19 protein-coding genes are annotated in these 16,073 nt (G+C 67.7%); 13 read left to right on the top strand and 6 right to left on the bottom strand.

Annotated features, from left to right (window positions below; genetic code table 11):
• Window positions 1–91: 91 nt before the first annotated feature.
• Window positions 92–1,105, top strand: a complete 1,014-nt coding sequence (locus tag ACUVWL_RS06240; RefSeq protein WP_134808895.1) for a DUF4034 domain-containing protein — start codon at window positions 92–94, stop codon at window positions 1,103–1,105.
• A gap of 336 nt (window positions 1,106–1,441) precedes the next feature.
• On the top strand, window positions 1,442–2,182 hold the full coding sequence (locus ACUVWL_RS06235; RefSeq protein WP_142234772.1) for a DNA/RNA non-specific endonuclease: 741 nt from the start codon (window positions 1,442–1,444) through the stop codon (window positions 2,180–2,182).
• Window positions 2,183–2,200: 18 nt separating this feature from the next.
• On the opposite strand, the gene ACUVWL_RS06230 is transcribed toward ACUVWL_RS06235, so the two are convergent.
• The gene (locus ACUVWL_RS06230; RefSeq protein ID WP_445978932.1) at window positions 2,201–3,106 is read right to left on the bottom strand and encodes a hypothetical protein; all 906 of its coding nucleotides are present in this window, start codon (window positions 3,104–3,106) and stop codon (window positions 2,201–2,203) included.
• Between the two features lie 131 nt (window positions 3,107–3,237).
• Between ACUVWL_RS06230 and ACUVWL_RS06225 the strand changes: the two genes are divergently transcribed.
• On the top strand, window positions 3,238–3,933 hold the full coding sequence (locus ACUVWL_RS06225; protein ID WP_014647239.1) for an HAD family hydrolase: 696 nt from the start codon (window positions 3,238–3,240) through the stop codon (window positions 3,931–3,933).
• A gap of 7 nt (window positions 3,934–3,940) precedes the next feature.
• Here the strand turns inward: ACUVWL_RS06225 and ACUVWL_RS06220 are convergent, their stop codons facing one another.
• From ACUVWL_RS06220 to ACUVWL_RS06205, 4 genes are read right to left on the bottom strand one after another with little or no spacing between them, the layout of a single operon-like run.
• Window positions 3,941–4,171 carry a hypothetical protein gene (locus ACUVWL_RS06220; protein ID WP_032957563.1) on the bottom strand — a complete coding sequence of 77 codons (231 nt, stop codon included), beginning with the start codon at window positions 4,169–4,171 and terminating at the stop codon, window positions 3,941–3,943.
• A complete protein-coding gene (locus tag ACUVWL_RS06215) occupies window positions 4,168–4,593 on the bottom strand; it encodes a VOC family protein (RefSeq protein ID WP_075076944.1) in 426 nt (141 codons plus the stop codon). Before ACUVWL_RS06215 ends, ACUVWL_RS06220 begins: the two co-directional genes overlap by 4 nt.
• A 10-nt stretch (window positions 4,594–4,603) precedes the next feature.
• Entirely contained in the window at window positions 4,604–5,065 is a 462-nt protein-coding gene (locus ACUVWL_RS06210) for a helix-turn-helix domain-containing protein (RefSeq protein WP_014647242.1), read from the bottom strand.
• Window positions 5,062–5,988: a LysR substrate-binding domain-containing protein gene (locus ACUVWL_RS06205; protein ID WP_014647243.1), complete on the bottom strand. Its 927-nt coding sequence runs from the start codon at window positions 5,986–5,988 to the stop codon at window positions 5,062–5,064. The genes ACUVWL_RS06210 and ACUVWL_RS06205 overlap by 4 nt, the downstream gene beginning before the upstream one ends.
• 91 nt (window positions 5,989–6,079) lie before the next feature.
• Here ACUVWL_RS06205 and ACUVWL_RS06200 point away from each other — a divergent pair, with 91 nt between their 5' ends.
• The 4 genes from ACUVWL_RS06200 to ACUVWL_RS06185 all read left to right on the top strand — a co-directional run bounded on the left by ACUVWL_RS06200 (window position 6,080) and on the right by ACUVWL_RS06185 (window position 8,904).
• Window positions 6,080–7,120: a hypothetical protein gene (locus ACUVWL_RS06200; protein ID WP_046430789.1), complete on the top strand. Its 1,041-nt coding sequence runs from the start codon at window positions 6,080–6,082 to the stop codon at window positions 7,118–7,120.
• The gene (locus ACUVWL_RS06195; protein WP_046430791.1) at window positions 7,117–7,998 is read left to right on the top strand and encodes a TolB family protein; all 882 of its coding nucleotides are present in this window, start codon (window positions 7,117–7,119) and stop codon (window positions 7,996–7,998) included. The genes ACUVWL_RS06200 and ACUVWL_RS06195 overlap by 4 nt, the downstream gene beginning before the upstream one ends.
• Window positions 7,999–8,060: 62 nt before the next feature.
• Window positions 8,061–8,603: a GFA family protein gene (locus tag ACUVWL_RS06190; protein WP_041863476.1), complete on the top strand. Its 543-nt coding sequence runs from the start codon at window positions 8,061–8,063 to the stop codon at window positions 8,601–8,603.
• Window positions 8,596–8,904, top strand: a complete 309-nt coding sequence (locus tag ACUVWL_RS06185) for a DUF6958 family protein (protein ID WP_014647247.1) — start codon at window positions 8,596–8,598, stop codon at window positions 8,902–8,904. The genes ACUVWL_RS06190 and ACUVWL_RS06185 overlap by 8 nt, the downstream gene beginning before the upstream one ends.
• On the opposite strand, the gene ACUVWL_RS06180 is transcribed toward ACUVWL_RS06185, so the two are convergent.
• A complete protein-coding gene (locus ACUVWL_RS06180; RefSeq protein ID WP_445978931.1) occupies window positions 8,905–10,260 on the bottom strand; it encodes a sigma-54 interaction domain-containing protein in 1,356 nt (451 codons plus the stop codon). It abuts the gene before it with no gap.
• 397 nt (window positions 10,261–10,657) lie between these two features.
• Between ACUVWL_RS06180 and ACUVWL_RS06175 the strand changes: the two genes are divergently transcribed.
• The 6 genes from ACUVWL_RS06175 to ACUVWL_RS06150 all read left to right on the top strand — a co-directional run bounded on the left by ACUVWL_RS06175 (window position 10,658) and on the right by ACUVWL_RS06150 (window position 16,071).
• Window positions 10,658–11,188 (top strand): hypothetical protein, encoded by a 531-nt coding sequence (locus tag ACUVWL_RS06175; protein WP_445978930.1) that lies wholly within the window; start codon window positions 10,658–10,660, stop codon window positions 11,186–11,188.
• Window positions 11,189–11,232: 44 nt separating this feature from the next.
• Complete coding sequence (locus ACUVWL_RS06170; protein ID WP_142235010.1) at window positions 11,233–11,802, top strand: hypothetical protein; 570 nt, start codon at window positions 11,233–11,235, stop codon at window positions 11,800–11,802.
• 43 nt (window positions 11,803–11,845) lie between these two features.
• The gene (locus ACUVWL_RS06165; protein WP_069116688.1) at window positions 11,846–13,162 is read left to right on the top strand and encodes an adhesin; all 1,317 of its coding nucleotides are present in this window, start codon (window positions 11,846–11,848) and stop codon (window positions 13,160–13,162) included.
• Window positions 13,163–13,261: 99 nt separating this feature from the next.
• The gene (locus ACUVWL_RS06160; protein ID WP_046430798.1) at window positions 13,262–13,966 is read left to right on the top strand and encodes a C39 family peptidase; all 705 of its coding nucleotides are present in this window, start codon (window positions 13,262–13,264) and stop codon (window positions 13,964–13,966) included.
• A gap of 13 nt (window positions 13,967–13,979) precedes the next feature.
• Window positions 13,980–14,729: a hypothetical protein gene (locus tag ACUVWL_RS06155; RefSeq protein WP_111207017.1), complete on the top strand. Its 750-nt coding sequence runs from the start codon at window positions 13,980–13,982 to the stop codon at window positions 14,727–14,729.
• A gap of 49 nt (window positions 14,730–14,778) precedes the next feature.
• Window positions 14,779–16,071 (top strand): transporter, encoded by a 1,293-nt coding sequence (locus ACUVWL_RS06150; RefSeq protein WP_049439621.1) that lies wholly within the window; start codon window positions 14,779–14,781, stop codon window positions 16,069–16,071.
• The last annotated feature ends 2 nt before the right edge of the window (window positions 16,072–16,073 follow it).

The following is a 16,073-nucleotide window of genomic DNA, read 5'->3' as shown; positions in this document are numbered from 1 at the left end:
TGCGACGCAGCATGGCGCAAAGCGCACCTTGGTATGCTTCGCGGCACTGCGGTCCTCCGCAGGCTCCCATCAATGCAAGGATGCCCCCCCGATGCGCAGGACGCTCTTCGTCGGCACGCTCTTGAGCGTGGCCAGTCTGTTCGCCCCTTCAGCCGTGGCGGCCCGGGACCCCGACGTCACGGATGACTGCAGCGAAATCGCGCAGTTGATGTCCAACGACGACTTTCCGGCACTGGACGCGATGGCCGCGCGCCTCCGCACGGGCGAGCTCAACGCCGCCGGCGAATCCCGGCTGGGCCGTTTCTACCTCTGCATGTCGCGTGCAATCGGCACGGCGCGGCAGGAGGTGGAGGCCTGGAACCGCTGGTCGGCCTGGGCGGCGCGCTGGGTTCAGCATGCGCCAAAGTCGCCGGCAGCCCACCTGATGACTGCACGGATTCCGCTCAACCTGGCCTGGAGCTACCGCGGAAATGGTTACGCCAACACCGTCAATGCCGAAGACTGGGCTCAGTTCCATGAGTACAACGCGGCTTCGCAGGCCTACCTGCAATCGCATGAGGGCGTTGCCGGCGGCGACCCGTTCTGGCACGAGATGAGCGTGCTGATCGCGCTGCGCGAGGGCGCGGATGACGAAGAACTACTGACGCTCGTCGACCGTGCAGCGAAGGCCTTCCCCGACTACGAGCCGCTGCACTTCATTGCCCTGCAGCACTTCACGCCGGCCTGGGGCGGCAGCGCACGGAAGATGGAAGCCTTCGCACGGCGCTCGATGGCCAGTATCCCGAAGAAAAAGCGGGCCATGCGCTACGCACGGCTGTACTGGTCAGCCACCGCGTATTCGGCCGATCACTTCCGCGCGGCGACACCCGATTGGCCGCTGATGCGCCAGGGGCTGGACGAAATCGCACAGCGCTACCCGACCATCGACAATCTGGAGACCATTACACGCTACGCCTGTTGGGCGCGTGACGGCGATGCACTGGATCGGTGGAATCGCCTGTACTTGAGCCGAAGTGGTTTCAGCGAGGCGGTCATTGCGGACTCGAGCGAGCAAAGCAGGGCCGCCTGCCTGGCGCCGGATGCTGGGCAAGAGGCTTCCTTGTAGAGCCAATCGGTGCGGAACCGGGCCGCGGAGGATGCGCGGTCCAGCATGCACTTCACACCTGCAAGGGTGCTTAGCACGTACGCATGTCAGCCACGGACCGCGTGATCTGACACATCACCAGTGCTTGCACCCGGTCACAGCTTCGCGTTCTCGTCGTTGACCAAAAGACGACAGCTTGTGACGCTTGCGACACCGCGCGGCCTTCCGGGCCCTCCTCATCGCGGCCTCGCTCTACTGCACTCCGCATCACCCGTATCCGCAACGCCTTCACATGACACAGGCCGGGCCTGGTCGTGGCGGGCAGCTGCGTCCTGAACTCTTTGCTGGAGAATCGCAATGCGCCTTGCAAGCTTCGTCTTTGCCTTCGTCCTCAGCGCCTTTGCCGGCGCAGCCCAGGCCCAGGTAGTCACCCTCAACAAGGGCGGCTTCGTGCTCACCTACGACTGCAGCATCCACAGTGCCACCCGTTACGAGTACACGCTCACCGCCGATACCGGTTCGGCCGCACGGCCGTCCAGCTTCTACAAGGACCCGGACCTGCCGGCCGGTTGCCTGGGCCAGACCAGCACCGCGTCCTACGCCAGCATCAAATCCGGCTATGACCGTGGCCATCTGGTCACGTCCAACCACATGGATTACGACGCGACCTACATCCGTCGCGCCAACTACATGACCAACATCGTGCCGCAGGTGTCCAGCTTCAACCAGGGCATCTGGGTGAAGGCCGAGAACGTGGCCGAGTGCTACCGCGACATCGCGCCGGTGGACGTCTACGGTGGCGTGGTCTACGGCGATGCCGCCAACGATTATTTCCTGGCCAGCCATGGCATTCCGACGCCGGAGTTCTTCTGGAAGACGATCATCACCCGCGACCCGAACACCGGAACCGCCAAGGCGATCAGCTGGATCATCCCCAACGAGGCCAACCTGGGCAGCCTGGACAATTACCTGGTGACGATTTCCGATCTGGAGGAACTGCTGGGCGCCAGCTACGTGGCGATCAACGCGCCGGCCTCGCTGAAGAACATGCTGCCGGCCACCACCTGGCCGCAGCCGGCCGGGTGTGACCTGGGCTGATCGGGGGGCAGAGGAACGTCACGATGCCTGTGCGCGCAGCCATCGTGACGCCAGCACTCTGGCCAGCAGGAACTGCACTGCGGCGCCGACGACGGTGGCAACGACAGGCCCGCGACCTGTCGTCGGCGCCCCAGCGGACAGCGCTCGCAGAAGATAAGCCATGCTGGCCAGGATGATCAGCAGCGCCGTGGCAAGCAGGATCAGCGACACCACCATCGTGCGCGCCGTCGATGCGGGTTCCGGCGACGGCGCGCCGGCCCATAGGCCGGCAAACGTGGCCAGCGCGCAGGCCACCAGCAGGATCAGGCTCGCAATCTGCAGCTGCGCGGCGCCGTCGGCAACGGGCATGATGAACTCGCCGGGCGAGAATCCCACCGGCAGCTGCGCCACCAGGATGGGAAGCAGGCAGCTGCCGGCCACCAGCGTCACCGCGCCGGCGATGCTGGCACTGATGAGGTGATGGTGCCCGCCCTCGGCAGGAATGCGCCGCTGCATCAGCAGCGCCGGCACCAAGGCCAGCAGCGTGAGGACCAGTGCATGCGCAAGCGGCATCAGACTGATGGCGGCGACGCTGTAGACTGGAAACGGCAACTGCGCCATCGGAATGCGCATGGCGCGATCCAGCACGACGAGCAACCCGAAAAAGGCGATCGAAGCGATCACCGGGTGGCGGATCCGCAGCGCGCCGCGACGCCCGAACAGCAGCATCGACACCAGTACCGCCGCTCCGGCAGACAGACTCAGGTGGAAACCGAGCTCCGCCAGCGCGTAGCCGATTTCACCTGAGGCCTCGGGCGGGCCCAGACGGCGCCCGAATTCGACCAGGCGGAGGGCTACGGGCAGATACAGACAGAGCACGTAAAGCTTGGCGGCCATCGCGAACTGGATGGGGTACGCACTGAAGAATGATCGCAATCGGTTCAAGGCGTATTCCCGTGCAGGCGCTGGGCGGGCTGACCTGGCAGTCTAGCGTTCCTGTGGCCCGCGTGCCCCGCCCGACCCGCTATGGGAAAATGGCGGGCACGTCGCCCCTTTGGCTGTTCCCGGAGTAGTAGATGTCCCGTTTCCCCTTCGATGCCGTGCTGTTCGACTGCGACGGCGTACTGGTCGATTCCGAGCCGCTGGTGGCCCGTGTGCTCTCGGAAATGCTGACCGCACGCGGCTGGCCGCTGACCCCGGCGCAGGCGGGCGAGGTCTTCCTCGGCCAGTCCGTGGCTCATCTGGCTGGGCTGATCGCAGAGCGCACCGGCAAGCCGTTCACCGAGCAATGGCTGGAGGAATTCCGCCAGCAGCGCAACCGTGCGCTGGAGCAGGACCTAGAGGCGATCCAGGGGGCGCCCGAGGCCGTGCGTGCGATTGCCGCGGCCACCGGCGGGCGGATTGCCTGCGCCTCCGGTGCCGACCTGTTCAAGGTGAAGCTGCAGCTGGGCAAGGTCGGCATCCTTGATGCCTTCGGTGCCCATGTGTTCAGTGGCCAGGACATGCCGAACACCAAGCCTCACCCGGATGTCTATCTGGCCGCCGCCGCAGCGCTGGGCGTGGACCCGAAGCGCTGCGCGGTGATCGAAGACACCGTGACCGGCGCCACCGCCGGCGTCGCGGCAGGTGCGACCGTGTTTGGTTTCAGCGAGGGCGGCCCGCACCACAGCACGCCGGAGGCCCTGCGCGCTGCGGGCGCGAAGGTGATCTTCCAGCGCATGGAGCAGCTGCCGGCAGTGCTGGCGGCCTACGCCGCCGACGCAGCCGCCTGAGGCGGCCTCAGCCCGCAGCGCCCAGCGCGGCGCCGCGGCGTTTCCCGGCGTAATGCAGCACGAACAGGTACAGGCCGGTGAACAGCTGCAGGAACAGTGGCGGCAGCGGCGAATAGGTGATCCACGCTGCAGGCTCGCCCTGCCCCAGCCCGCGGACGACGAAGTTGGCGATCACCGCCAGGGTGAAGACGATCGAGGTCCAGCGATGTACGGGCCGCGCCCAGCCACCGCGGCTCATTGACGGCGCCTCGCTTCGGAGCGCGCTTCGATCATCTTCCAGCCATTGCCGGACGGGTCGCGGAACCCCGCATCGATGGCGCCGTAGCGTTCGACCGGCGCCTGGGTGAACTCCACGCCCTGCGCCAGCCATTGCGTGTAGCGCGCCTGGCAGTCATCCACGGCCAGCACCAGCGGCGGCATTGCGCCCTTGGCCACCAGCTGCTGCAGCGCCTGCGCGGTGGCCGCATCGTGGGTGGGCGGACCGGGCACGAACAGGCCCAGCTGGAATCCGTCCTGGCCGGGGCTGCGCACCGTCAGCCAGCGGTAGCTGCCATTGCGCACGTCGGTATGCACTTCGAAGCCGAGCGTGCCGACGTAGAACGCGAGCGCCTCATCCTGGTCGCGCACATACAGGCCGACCGTGTTCACAGTGTTTGTCATGGGACCTCCCTCAGGTGGGATCCACGTTAGCAACCGCCTCGCGGCGGCGCTTCTCCAAAACTGCGATGTTCAGGTCCGGTCGCTGCGCGGCACGTGCGTGGCATTCCGGCACGCTGGCCGGCGTCGCCTCGCCGGCGCGCTCGCGCTGGCGCACATTGCCCGGGCTGTCGCCGGTGATGTCACGAAAGATGCGCCCGAAGGTGCCCAGGCTGCTCCAGCCGGTCTGCGCGGCGATCTCGGTGACCGGCAGCTCGGTGTCACGCAGCATCGCCACGGCCCGTTCGATGCGGCGGCTGAGCAGGTAGCGGTGCGGCGGCAGGCCGAATGCCTGCTTGAACGAACGCGCGAAATGCGCAGGCGATACCGCACTGACCTCGGCCAGGCGGGCCACCGGCCAGTCCTCGTGACTGGCGTGGTCCATCCGGTCCTTGGCACGCAGCAGGCGCCGCAACAGTTCCGGGCTCTGGTTCATGGCGTCACCGCGTGTGCCAGATGATGTCGCGACGCACGCCTGGCCTGCGCGGCCTGCTCGCCCAGCCAGTCACCGAATGCGATGACCTTGGTGCTGCGGCTGCGCGCCGTCGGTGCCACGAACCAGAAACCACGCCCGTCGCTGGCCACACCGGGATGTGCCTGCACCAGGCGCCCACTGTCCAGTTCGGCCTGGAACAGGATCGGCGAGCCGATGGCGATGCCCTGCCCGGCAATGGCAGCACCGACATCCAGATGCTCCATCGCAAAGGGGGTGACGAAGCTCTCCGGGTCCGGTGGCGGAACAGCACCATGTGCGGAAAACCACAGCGCCCACCAGTCAGGCCTGCCGAGCAGTGGAACCTCCAACGCCCGCCGACCGAGCCCGTCTGCCGCCGGCAGCAGCGCTGGCGCGCACAGCGGAGTGAAAATGCTGGGGAACAGGGGCGTGGCCTGCAGCCCGGGCCACGCACCATGCCCGTTGCGGATGGCGGCATCGAAACGCCCGGCGGCCAGGTCCTGCGGCTCTGCCGACAGGTCCAGTTCCAGCACGATGCTTGGATGGCGCGCGCGGAAACTGCCCAGGCGCGGCGTCAACCAGCTGGTGCCCAGCGTCGGTAGAACGGACAGGCGCAGTCGTGCCGCATCCATGTCAGCGGCGCGCATGAAACTGGCGCGCAGCGCGTCGAAGGCCCGGGTGGCCTCCACTGCGACGCTCGCACCGGCGGCGGTCAATTCCACATGCTGGGCGTGGCGCAGGAACAGGCAGGTCCCGGTCTGGGCCTCCAGCCGGCGCACGTGGTAACTCACCGATGCCGCACTGGTGTCGAGCTCCTCGGCGGCGCGGGCGAAGCTGCCCAGCCGTGCCGCCGCCTCGAAGGCGCGGATGGCGACAAGCGATGGCAGCTGGCGTTGGGTCACCATAAGTGTGGCTTAGCCTGAGCCCCGATTTCCGCGTGGTCAATCCCCCTCGCACGCGCAACGATGGAGGCACCTCCGGCGCGGGATAACGCACATGGATCGACGGCAGTTCCTGGCCACCCTGGCCGCCACGGCAGCGTCCACCGCCCTGCCCTCCGGGTGGGCCCTGGCCAGCCCCAGCGCAGACTGGAAATGGTTGCAGGGCAACTGGCAGGTCCGGCACCAACGCCTGAAGGAGCGCCTGGTGGGCGATACCCGCTGGGACGCCTTCACCGGCGCCAGCGCGGTCTGGCTCACCCTGGGCGGGCTCGGCACCATCGATGACAACGTCATGGCACTGCCTTCGGGCCCCTACAGGGGCCTGGGCGTGCGTGCCTTCGATCCGGTGTCTTCCACCTGGTCGATCTGGTGGATCGATGGGCGCACCCCTGCCCATATCGAAGCGCCCGTGCGCGGCGCCTTCGCAGGCGATGGCGGCAGCTTCCGTGGTCGCGATGACTTCAAGGGACGCCCCATCGAGGTCTGGTTCCGCTGGCATGACATCCACGGCGATGAGCCGTGGTGGGAGCAGGCGTTCTCCGACGATGCCGGTGCCCACTGGGAAGTGAACTGGCGCAACTGGTTCCGGCGCACTGCTGCGATCCCCACTCCGCTTCCGAAGCTGCCGGATGCACCGGGCGATTTTGATTTCCTGGTGGGCCATTGGAACGTGCGCCATCGCCGCCTGCGCGCTCGGCTGGCAGGCAGCGATGCGTGGGACGCGTTCAATGGCACCCTGCACAACTGGCCGGTACTGGGCGGATTCGGCAACGTGGGCGACAACCTGATGGACGTGCCTGGAGCACCGCTGCGCGGCATGGGCATCCGCGCCTGGAATGCGGCCGAGCGGCACTGGCTCAGCTGGTGGCTGGATGGCCGCGCGCCGACCCGGATCGGCGCGCCACTGCGCGGGGGGTTCGAGGCCGGTGTCGGCCGCTTCTTCGGCGAGGACCAGCACGAGGGACGGGCGATCCAGACGCGGGTGATCTGGTCACGCATCACCCCGCGTTCGGCGCGCTGGGAACAGGCGGCCTCCGCCGATGGTGGACGCAGTTGGGAAACCAACTGGGTCAGCGACTTCGAGCGACAGGCATGAAGGCGCTGCTGGCCGTGATGCTGCTGGCATCGGCATTGCCCGTGCCCTCCCCGCCCGTGGTGCTGCGGATCATCGGCCCCGCCGAGCGCTTCGCCCCCGGCATTGCCTCCACACAGCATGACGAGATCCGGCTGACCCTGAGTCCGGACGGCAATACCGCCCTGTGGTTCAGCCGCAACCGGCCGGGGGGGCCTGGGGGCTACGACATCTGGATCTCGCACCGCGAAGGTGACCGCTGGCGGCCGGCCACGCCAGTGCCGTTCAACACGCCGGGGCGCGACTTCGATCCCGCATTTTCCGCAGATGGGCGCGTCGTGTATTTCTGCTCGGACCGCGCAGGCGGCCAGGGCGGTGACGATCTGTATCGGGTCAGCATGGGGAGCGACGGTCGATTCGGGGAGCCAGTCAATCTTGGCCCCGCAGTGAACAGCGCGGCCGATGAGTTCGCGCCGATGCTCTCGCCCGACGGTCGTACGCTGTTGTTCTCCAGCGATCGTGCGGGCGGTGCTGGCGGCCATGACCTCTACAGCGCGGCGATGATCGGCGGCGTCGCGCAGCCGGCACGGCCGCTGGCGGGAGACCTCAATACCGCAGCGCAGGAGTTCGATGCCACCTTCCTGGGCGACGGCCGAACGGTGGTATTTGCCCGCGCCCAGGACTTCGGCAGCGCACCGGTGCGCCAGTTCATTGCCTACGAACGTGGAGGCCGCTATGACGCAGGCCATGCCTTGCCATCGCCCGTGAACGCGCCCAGCGGCGACAGCTACGGCGCGATGCTGGATGGCTCGCGCCGCGACACGCTGACCTACTCGGCGCGACGCGCCGGTGGTGAGGGACTGGACCTGTACCGCGTCCGCTACCGGATGATGCCGCCCTGAAGGCAGTGGGTGTCGATTTCCCACGCGCCCGTTCGTCGAGAGGTTGAGTACCCCAGGAGAAAATGCAGATGCCTTCCCAACAGTCCCTTGCCTGCGCCTGCGGCCAGGTCCGCCTGACCACCACCGGCAGCCCCATCGCCAGCGTCGAATGCTGCTGCGACAGCTGCCGCAGGGCCGGCGTCCGGATGCAGGCGATGCCCGGCGTACCGCAGGTGCTGGGACCTCAGGGCCAGACGCATTTCGTAATGCAGCGCAAGGATCGCGTCCGCATCGATGCCGGGCATTCCCGGCTGCACGCGTGGCGGTTGTCCAGCACGGCCGGCAGCCGCCGCGTCGTGGCGGGCTGCTGCAATACGCCGCTCTTCCTGGAGTTCAGCGGTGGCCATTGGCTGAGCCTGTATGGGCTGTTGTGGCCGGACGCGATACGCCCCGCCGTGGAGATGCGGACGATGGTCAACGATCTTCCCGACGCGTCTGTCCTTCCCGGCGACGTGCCCAACCTGAAGACCCACTCGCTGCGGTTCCATGCCCGGCTGTTGAAGGCGTGGATCTCCATGGGCTTCCGCAGCCCACGCATCGAGATCACGGGAGACAGCCATGCCTGAGCCCGAGCGGATCGAGATCGAGAGCATCACCACGCCCGGGCACATCCAGCGCGTGGATCGCGCCAAGTACATGGCCATGCGCGCGGCCCTGCTGCGTGCCTTGCCCAGGCAACCTCCCGGGATGACGGTGGCGCAGGCGAAGCAGGCGCTGTTGCCGCACCTGCCCGCATCGCTGTTTCCGCAAGGCGCCACGGCCGGTTGGTGGCTGAAAGCCGTGCAGCTGGACCTGGAGGCCAAGGGCGTGATCGAGCGTCTTCCAGGCACGCCATTGCGCCTGTTCAAGCACGTGCCGGCCGGCTGATCAGCGCTGCGCCGGCAGCTCCAGCCGATGCTTGCGGCACAGCCGATACACGGTCACCCGCGAGATCTGCATCTGCCGCGCGCACTCGGAGACGTTGTAGCCGGTCTGCCGCAGCGTCTGCAGCAGCACATCACGTTCGGCCTGGCCGCGGGCATCGTGCAGCATCGCCCCCGGCGGCGCATGCACGGGCCCTCCCAGTTCGAGGTCACGCTCGCTGATCAGCTCGCCTTCGGCCATGATCGCCGCCCGCTGCACCCGGTTCAGCAGTTCGCGCACGTTGCCGGGCCATTCGAAACGCCGCATCGCCTGCAGCGCAGCGGGTGCAAAGCCACGTGCACGCACGCTGTGGCGCAGGCGGAAGCAGCGCAGGAAATGCTCGGCCAGCAGCTGCACATCAGCGCCGCGCTCGCGCAATGGCGGCATCAGCACGCGCAGCACGTTGAGGCGATAGTAGAGATCACTGCGGAACCGCCCCTGCGCCACCGCGTGCTCCAGTTCGACGTGGGTGGCCGCGAGCACCCGCACGTCCGCCCGCAGCGGCTGGCTGCTGCCCACGCGCTCGAACGTGCCCTCCTGCAGCACGCGCAGCAGGCTGGTCTGCGCTTCGGCCGGCAGGTCACCCACCTCGTCGAGGAACACCGTGCCGCCGTGTGCCGATTCGAATACGCCGATCTGGCGCTTGTCGGCGCCGGTGAACGAACCACGCTCGTGGCCGAACAGCTCCGACTGCACCAGGTTCGCAGGGATGGCACCGCAGTTGACCGCGATGAACGGCTTGCCCGCACGGCCGGACAACGCGTGCAGTGCATGTGCCGCCAACTCCTTGCCGGTGCCGGTCTCGCCGGTGACCAGCACCGGCAGATCGACCGGCGCGAACTTGTGCAGTACGGTGCGCACCGCATGCAGCGCAGGACTCTCGCCGATCAATGCGCGCGGCCCCTGCCCGCCGCACACTTCGTCGGCAGAAGGATCCTCCGCGTCGAACTGCTGGCGCATCGCCGCCACCAGGTCCTGCAGGCCGAAAGGCAGCGTGAACCGCGAGATGCAACGCTGCAACAAGGGCAGCCACGCGGCAGGCGTGGCCCCTGCGCCAGGCGGCAGCACCGCCAGCCACGTCAGATGCGCGTGCTGTTCGATCCACGGCGCCAGCAATTGCAGGGCCGGCGCATCCAGATGGCGAAGATCCAGCACGGCGAGCAGCCGGTCGCGCCCGCGCAGGCCGATGGCCATCGCCGGGTCGGGATGGATGCGACGCACGTACCAGCCTGCGGCTGCCAGCGCGCTGCGCTCGTTCGCCAGCGGCTCGCCGAACCAGAGCACGCATCGTGACGCAGAAGCCTCCGGGACCGCTGCCATGCTTCCCCCAGCATCCGGACACCGTCGGCGGACTGTCAGGCAATCACCGGCGTGCCGCCCCTCCGCCGGGACCTCTACGGCCACCGCGGCGGCCTTTGTTGCGCGGATCCTAGCGCTGCGCTAAACGGCGGCGCAATGAGCGGCGCGTCAAGAAGGCACTGGCTGAAGCGGCATCGTTACAGTCCGCGGCGGCACCTGTAACACCCATGCGACAGTCGGGCGCCTGCCTTGCCCTACGGCGCTTGGCGCTGCGCAATCCCAACATTTTTCCCACGCCGCTGTAACGACGCGGCAGCAACGCCCCACACCCGCCAGTGCCCACCCCCCTGGCTGCCAAGCCTTTCAGGGTTGGCACGGTTGATGCGTGGTTCCGCCGCACCCATCACGGGAGATCGGCATGGACGGCATCACCCCCATTCGCGGCCTGCTGGCAATGCTGGCCGTGGCCCTGCTGTCGGGCGCCGCGGGCGCCTCTGCCTCCGGTGCCCGCCAGGGCGTGAAGGCACAACCGGGCGAAATCGTCCTGTTGCGGGATGTGGCCGCGCGGCCGGCCTATCGCATGGCGCCCCCGGGCATGGCGCTGATCGCCGACCCGAAACCACAGCGCGAGATTGCGACGGCGCTCGGTGCGGGTACCCCGGCAAACGCGATGGACGAGCTGAGCGATGAGGACTATGCCGGCATGGGGGCGGGGCACACGGCTGCGACCGCGACCCCCACGGGCACCACCGTCGAACGGGTCGCCCAGCAGGCCCTGGGCGGCACGCCGGGACGCAGCAGTGACGGCATGCTCGGCAGCAGCCTCGGTGGCGCACTGGGTGGCCCACTGGGCGCGGTCGGGAACAGCACCCGCGGCATCGGCGATACCGTGCGCGGCGCGCTCGCCCAGTTCCCGTTGCAGGGCCCGGCCCCGGCAGGTGGCAAGTGAAGCGGGCACGTTGGCTGCTGCTGGTCCTGTTTGCCACGCCGTTGATGGCGCAGGCCGACGACTACAGCGGCATGCTCGCCTACCTCGACGTGGCCCGCATCGACGGTCACGCCCTGGCGGGTGCAAACGGCGCCATCGCGGTGAACCAGGCGGCCGGTGACCTCAACCTGCAGGCCAACCTGCATGGCATCGCCACCGGCGAACGCGCCGACGTGTCGATCGGCAACCGGCAACTGCGGGCCGGCAACCGCGTGCTGAGCGCACCGGCGCACGCCACCGCCGTCATCGACGGCAACGCGCTGGCCGGTGCCAGCGGCATCGCATCCATCAACCAGGCCAGCGGCATCGCCAACACGACGCTCAACGTCGTCAGCGCGACGCTGGCTCGACAGGGCATACGCGAATCCGACGATACGGCCTTGGCCGCCGAAGGTTCCGCGTTGGCAGGGGGGCGGGACGACGCCGGTCGCGGCGTCGCGACCGGCACCCGCAGCGCCGGTGTCACCAGCACCGCGCTGCGGGGATTCGACGGGGTCCTGCAACTCAATCAGATCGCGGGCAGCGGCAACGACACGGCCAATGTGCTGGGCCTGGTCGTGCAGGACCGCCCGTGACAACCACCCAACCGATGCACCACCCGATGAGAGAGAGGGCACCATGAAAGCGACCGTCAAACGGACCATGCTCGCCATGGCGATTGCCACTGCCTCGACCGCCGCTGCGGCCAATGGCTGGGACAACCAGAACGCCAACGCGAACATCAACCACAACCACACCGTCAGCGAAACCCGCAACGACACCCACAACCACACCGACAACGACGTACGCAACCGCACCGTCAACGTCAATGTGCAGAAGCACAGCACCATCCAGGCCGACGAGCGCAAGGAAAAGAACAACCACGGCGTCGACGTGAACCTGGAGAAGGACCTGCGCCTCAGCACCGACGTCAATTTCTCCGGCGACCCCACCATCACCGGTGACATCGACCTCGACTCGGCGGCCATTGCGGTGATCGACAACCGCCAGTCGATCAGCAGCAACGCCACCAGCAACAGCCTGGTCACCAACAGTGCCTCCATCGGTGACAGCGTGGGTGCCGGCGCCTCCGGCAACCTCGGCTTCAACGTGGTATCGGGGGACAACAACGCCCAGGACAATGCCGCGTCATTGTCCGCTGCCGATGCGTCCTTCAGCTTCGGCATGGCCGACGCCGAGGTGTTCGTCAACCAGGCCGGCTTCGGCAACGCGACCATGAACTCCGGCGTCACCAATGCCGCAGGTCTCGGTGGCAATGCCTTCGGCGGTGCGTCAGGCAACATCGGTGTCAACATTGCTTCGGGCAACAACAACGAGCAGAAGAACGCGCTCGCGGCCTCGGTCGCAACCACGGCGGTGGCGCAGTCGAGCATCAGCTCCAACCAGGTCTCCACCGGCAACACGGTCAGCAATGCCGGCTTCGTGCAGTCCTACACCGATACCGTGCAGGTCGGCCTGCATGGCGGCGTCAGCGGCCTGACGTGGGGCTATGGCGCCGGCACCTACCGCGGCACCGGCAATGCCTACCAGATGGCCAACTATTACCTGGATACGTGGAACGGCGCACTGCCGCACCCGGGTGGCAACAGTACCGGCCACATCGACCTGGACAACGAGATCCAGAACGCCACGATGAACCCCAACCGGCCGGGGGTGGGCGGCCTGGGCTTCGATACGCGTGAAAGCGGCACCAGCCAGTTCGTCGAACTGGGCGTGGCCGATCTGTACGCCAGCCTGAGCGGCACGGTCAGCACCACGCGCTGGGTGAACGTCAACGCCACCAACACGTCGGCCTTGTCCGGCAGTGCCTTCTCCGGCGCCTCCGGCAACATCGGCGTGAACGTGGCGGCGGGCACCGGCAACCTGCAGGCCAACAGCCTGGCCCTGGCCGTAGCCCAGCCCAGCACCGGCGGTGGTGGCGGCAACGGCGAGTAAGTGCACCACCCCGGCCGTCCGCCAATGGCCGGGTTCCCGGGAGCCCCTGTTCCTCCTCCCCCTTGGGGCAGGGGCTCCCTCCTGCTGCTGGAGAACGTGATGATCGGCCACCGTCTCTCGATATGCCTGCTGGCCTGCCTGCTGTTGCTGGGCGGTGCATCGGCGCGGGCGGGCGACGTCGGCTTCGCCAGCGTGCTACCCAATGGCGCACTGCTGCAGCAGAAGGTGGAAAGCATGCAGGAACGGCGCTACCGCAACGTGGTGCGCCAGCACACCGATTACAGCTGCGGGGCGGCCGCACTGGCAACCATCCTGCGCCATGCCTATCACCTGCAGACCGACGAAGCGACGGTGATCGAAGGAATGATGGGGGTGTCCGATCCAGCACTGGTGGCCGAGCGTGGTTTCTCGCTGCTCGACATCAAGCGCTACGTGGAATCGCTGGGCATGCGCGGGCGCGGCTATCGTATCGATGAAACACGCCTGCGCACGCTTCGCGTTCCCGGTCTTGTGCTGATGGACGTGCGCGGCTTCCGCCACTTCGTGGTGCTCAAGCAGGTGCGCGACGGTGTGGTCGAGGTGGCTGATCCCATCCTCGGCAACCGCAGCCTGGCGCTGCCTGAATTCCTCGCTGCGTGGCCATCGCGTGCCGTCTTCGTGGTGATCGGCAGCGATTTCGATCGCAACACGGTTCTGCTGCAACCCAGCGAACGGCCCAGTGCCCGCGCGCTCTACGCGCGACAGGGGCCGATCACCGATGCCGAACTGGTCGACTTCGGCTTCAGCCACGCCGACCTGTTCTGAAGGAGGTTCCGCCATGTTCCGTCACCGCCTGTTGATGGTCCTGCTGCTGGCCTGCCCCGCCCTGCCCCTGCAGGCGGCGGACGCGGCGCCCGGGCGCGGCCTGAAGGAAATCCCGGATCCCGAACTGAACCTGATGCGGGGCCGTTACACCGTGGGCGGCAATACTGTCGCCTGGTTCGGGGTGACGATGGTCTCGCAGTGGCAGGCCAGCAACGGAAGCGTGTTGCAGGGTGCGTTGACCCTGGGCATGGACTTCCGCGGCGGGGGCAGCCCGAAACTGAGCTTCCAGCCCAGCGTGCACGTCACCGCCGCAGATGCGCCGCTGCCGGACACGCAGGGTCGCCGCATCGACAGCAGCGGCCTGGCCAACGCCAGCGGCGTGGTGCAAAGCGTGCAGGTGGCCGGCGATGGCAACGTCGCCCGCAATGCGACCACGCTGGTGGTACGCAATGGCGCGGTGCCGGCCCTGCCGGGTGACGGTGCCCATTCGATCAGCGCACAGGCCGAAGGCGTCTCGGCCTCCGCGGTGCTCGACGGCAACCAGGCACGCCTGCTGTTGCAGGTAGATGGCCAGGGCCTGGTCCAGCAATGGATACGCAACGGCAGCGTCGGCCAGGGCATCGCCCTGGCCGGTGACGGCCAGATCGCCAGCAACCAGCTGCGGCTGGAGCTGGTGCGGGATACCGCGGGCGGCAACCTGCCGTTGAGCCAGAACGTGGCCCAGGCGATTGCGATGAACCGCGGCATGGGGCCGGGCCGGTAGTACCACGGCACGGCGTTGGGGGAAGCGCTCCACAACGCAGGACACGAACATGCACACCCTGATGAGGATCACCCCGTTGGCGCTGGCGGCGCTGGCGGGCACCGCCTTCGCCGCGCCACCCGCGGCGGATGATGGCGCCGACGTGCAGGCGCTGGCCAGCCAGCTGGAGCAGCTCAAATCCAACTACGCGCAGGAAGTGCGGCGGCTGCGCGAACTGGACATGCAGGTGCAGGCGATGCAGGCGCGCCTGAGTGGGAAGGTTGGCCCGATGGCCCCGTCTACGGCTGCGCCCGTCGAGCATGGCTCGCCCCTGCAGACGTCACCGGGCAGCGAAGGCTATGCCAGCAGTGCCGCCGAGGCGCAGCAGGCAAAGCAGGAATCGCGGCGCAGCGTGGATGATGTGAAACAGCAGCAGTCGGCGCTGTTCTCGCGCCGCTTCACCGTCGAGAACAGCCTCACCTACGCCCGCTACGACCGCAAGCAGCTCACCCTCAATGGCTTCCTGGCGCTGGATGCGATCTTCCTCGGCAACATCGCCATCGAGAACGTCGAGTCCGATTCGCTCACCTACAATCTGGCCGCGCGTTGGGGCGTCAGCCCGAACCTGACGCTCAACCTGGACGTGCCATACCTGGCGCGGCGCACCGTCTACCAGAAGGGCGGTGCCGGCGGTGCGGCGGCCGCGATCGCGCAGGAAGAGACCAATGGCAACGGCCTGGGCGATATCGGCCTGAGTGCGAATTACCGCTTGTTCGGCGAGCGCGGCTGGCGCCCGGAAGCCGTACTCACCGCCGGAGTGACCGCGCCCACCGGGCGTGCGCCCTACGGCCTGGACTGGAAAGTGATCGAGCGCGATGACGATGACTACATCCGCTTCGCCGTGCCCAAGGAACAACCGACCGGCAATGGCGTGTGGCAGGCCAACGTCGGGCTGTCGATGGTCAAGACAGCCGATCCGGCGATCCTGTTCGCCAACCTCGGCTACGTGCATTCGTTCCCGCGTGGTTTCAGTGACATCGACAGCAACCCCGACACGGTCAACCCAGGTGACGTGAAGCTCGGCGGCTCGGTCTACTTCGGCGCCGGCGTGGCCTTTGCGTTCAACGAGCGCACCAGTCTCAGCCTGTCCTTCAGCGACCGCATCAGCGCCCGCGCTTCCACCCGTTTCCAGGGCGGGAAGTGGATGAAAGTGATTGGCAGCGACGCCAACGCGGCGTCACTGAATCTGGGTGTGACGTATGCGCTCAACCAGCACACCACGCTGGTGACCCTGCTGGGCATCGGGCTGACCCCGGATGCACCGGACTTCACGCTGGCGTTCAAGATCCCTTACATGCTCTGACC

Source organism: Stenotrophomonas muris, from assembly GCF_052751275.1.
The sequence above is the reverse complement of the archived record's forward strand: the minus strand, read 5'-3'. Positions and strand labels throughout refer to the sequence as shown.